The following is a 3,325-nucleotide window of genomic DNA, read 5'->3' on the forward strand; positions in this document are numbered from 1 at the left end:
TGAATCTTGACGATGACCTACTCTCACATGGGGAAACCCCACACTACCATCGGCGATGCATCGTTTCACTGCTGAGTTCGGGATGGGATCAGGTGGTTCCAATGCTCTATGGTCGTCAAGAAATTCTGTAGCCAGGATGCCTTTGGGAGGCACTCCAGCGAATCGGGTATGTGATATTTGTGGGTTGTCCTGCTGCGAACTTTCGGTTCGTGTCATCTCCACAGTCACCGCAATCTGGTCGTTCGACGCAAATTGCTTGGGTGTTATATGGTCAAGCCTCACGGGCAATTAGTATGGGTTAGCTCAACGCCTCACAGCGCTTACACACCCCACCTATCAACGTCGTAGTCTTCGACGGCCCTTCAGGGAACTCAAGGTTCCAGTGAGATCTCATCTTGAGGCAAGTTTCCCGCTTAGATGCTTTCAGCGGTTATCTTTTCCGAACATAGCTACCCGGCAATGCCACTGGCGTGACAACCGGAACACCAGAGGTTCGTCCACTCCGGTCCTCTCGTACTAGGAGCAGCCCCTCTCAAATCTCAAACGTCCACGGCAGATAGGGACCGAACTGTCTCACGACGTTCTAAACCCAGCTCGCGTACCACTTTAAATGGCGAACAGCCATACCCTTGGGACCGGCTTCAGCCCCAGGATGTGATGAGCCGACATCGAGGTGCCAAACACCGCCGTCGATATGAACTCTTGGGCGGTATCAGCCTGTTATCCCCGGAGTACCTTTTATCCGTTGAGCGATGGCCCTTCCATACAGAACCACCGGATCACTAAGACCTACTTTCGTACCTGCTCGACGTGTCTGTCTCGCAGTCAAGCGCGCTTTTGCCTTTATACTCTACGACCGATTTCCGACCGGTCTGAGCGCACCTTCGTACTCCTCCGTTACTCTTTAGGAGGAGACCGCCCCAGTCAAACTACCCACCATACACTGTCCTCGATCCGGATAACGGACCTGAGTTAGAACCTCAAAGTTGCCAGGGTGGTATTTCAAGGATGGCTCCACGCAGACTGGCGTCCACGCTTCAAAGCCTCCCACCTATCCTACACAAGCAAATTCAAAGTCCAGTGCAAAGCTATAGTAAAGGTTCACGGGGTCTTTCCGTCTAGCCGCGGATACACTGCATCTTCACAGCGATTTCAATTTCACTGAGTCTCGGGTGGAGACAGCGCCGCCATCGTTACGCCATTCGTGCAGGTCGGAACTTACCCGACAAGGAATTTCGCTACCTTAGGACCGTTATAGTTACGGCCGCCGTTTACCGGGGCTTCGATCAAGAGCTTCGCTTGCGCTAACCCCATCAATTAACCTTCCGGCACCGGGCAGGCGTCACACCCTATACGTCCACTTTCGTGTTTGCAGAGTGCTGTGTTTTTAATAAACAGTCGCAGCGGCCTGGTATCTTCGACCGGCATGAGCTTACGGAGCAAGTCCTTCACCCTCACCGGCGCACCTTCTCCCGAAGTTACGGTGCCATTTTGCCTAGTTCCTTCACCCGAGTTCTCTCAAGCGCCTTGGTATTCTCTACCCAACCACCTGTGTCGGTTTGGGGTACGGTTCCTGGTTACCTGAAGCTTAGAAGCTTTTCTTGGAAGCATGGCATCAACCACTTCGTCGTCTAAAGACAACTCGTCATCAGCTCTCGGCCTTGAGATCCCGGATTTACCTAAGATCCCAGCCTACCACCTTAAACTTGGACAACCAACGCCAAGCTGGCCTAGCCTTCTCCGTCCCTCCATCGCAATAACCAGAAGTACAGGAATATTAACCTGTTTTCCATCGACTACGCTTTTCAGCCTCGCCTTAGGGACCGACTAACCCTGCGTCGATTAACGTTGCGCAGGAAACCTTGGTCTTTCGGCGTGGGTGTTTTTCACACCCATTGTCGTTACTCATGTCAGCATTCGCACTTCTGATACCTCCAGCAAGCTTCTCAACTCACCTTCACAGGCTTACAGAACGCTCCTCTACCGCATCACCAAAAGGTGATACCCGTAGCTTCGGTACCTGGTTTGAGCCCCGTTACATCTTCCGCGCAGGCCGACTCGACTAGTGAGCTATTACGCTTTCTTTAAAGGGTGGCTGCTTCTAAGCCAACCTCCTAGCTGTCTAAGCCTTCCCACATCGTTTCCCACTTAACCAGGATTTTGGGACCTTAGCTGACGGTCTGGGTTGTTTCCCTTTTCACGACGGACGTTAGCACCCGCCGTGTGTCTCCCATGCTCGGCACTTGTAGGTATTCGGAGTTTGCATCGGTTTGGTAAGTCGGGATGACCCCCTAGCCGAAACAGTGCTCTACCCCCTACAGTGATACATGAGGCGCTACCTAAATAGCTTTCGAGGAGAACCAGCTATCTCCGAGCTTGATTAGCCTTTCACTCCGATCCACAGGTCATCCGCTAACTTTTCAACGGTAGTCGGTTCGGTCCTCCAGTCAGTGTTACCTAACCTTCAACCTGCCCATGGATAGATCGCCCGGTTTCGGGTCTATACCCAGCGACTAAACGCCCTATTAAGACTCGCTTTCGCTACGCCTCCCCTATTCGGTTAAGCTCGCCACTGAATATAAGTCGCTGACCCATTATACAAAAGGTACGCAGTCACAGAACGAAGTCTGCTCCCACTGCTTGTACGCATACGGTTTCAGGATCTATTTCACTCCCCTCTCCGGGGTTCTTTTCGCCTTTCCCTCACGGTACTAGTTCACTATCGGTCAGTCAGTAGTATTTAGCCTTGGAGGATGGTCCCCCCATATTCAGACAAGGTTTCTCGTGCCCCGTCCTACTCGATTTCATTGACAAGAGATTTTCGCGTACAGGGCTATCACCCACTATGGCCGCACTTTCCAGAGCGTTCCGCTAATCTCAAACCAACTTAAGGGCTGGTCCCCGTTCGCTCGCCACTACTAAGGGAATCTCGGTTGATTTCTTTTCCTCAGGGTACTTAGATGTTTCAGTTCCCCTGGTTCGCCTCGCATGCCTATGTATTCAGCATGAGATAACTGTCTTATGACAGCTGGGTTCCCCCATTCAGACATCTCCGGATCACAGTCTGTTTGCCGACTCCCCGAAGCTTTTCGCAGGCTACCACGTCTTTCATCGCCTCTGACTGCCAAGGCATCCACCGTATGCGCTTCTTCACTTGACCATATAACCCCAAGCAATCTGGTTATACTGTGAAGACGACATTCGCCGAAAATTCGCATTTACTCAAAGAGCAACTCACAAATTTTACCTTAGCCTGAACCTACACCAGTGAAAGTGTCTGTCCAGTCTATCTTTCTATCACATACCCAAATTTTTAAAGAACGAT

At 51.5% G+C, this 3,325-nt stretch carries 2 rRNA genes; both read right to left on the reverse strand.

Going from position 1 to position 3,325, the window contains the following annotated elements:
- Positions 1-4: 4 nt before the first annotated feature.
- A 5S ribosomal RNA gene (gene rrf, locus AC788_RS14690) occupies positions 5-120 on the reverse strand.
- A 147-nt stretch (positions 121-267) separates the two neighbouring features.
- Positions 268-3,160: ribosomal RNA gene (locus tag AC788_RS14695) — 23S ribosomal RNA — on the reverse strand.
- Positions 3,161-3,325 lie beyond the last annotated feature (165 nt).

This window comes from Pseudomonas sp. RIT-PI-a (genome assembly GCF_001187875.1).
Taxonomy (GTDB): Bacteria; Pseudomonadota; Gammaproteobacteria; order Pseudomonadales; family Pseudomonadaceae; genus Aquipseudomonas; species Aquipseudomonas coleopterorum.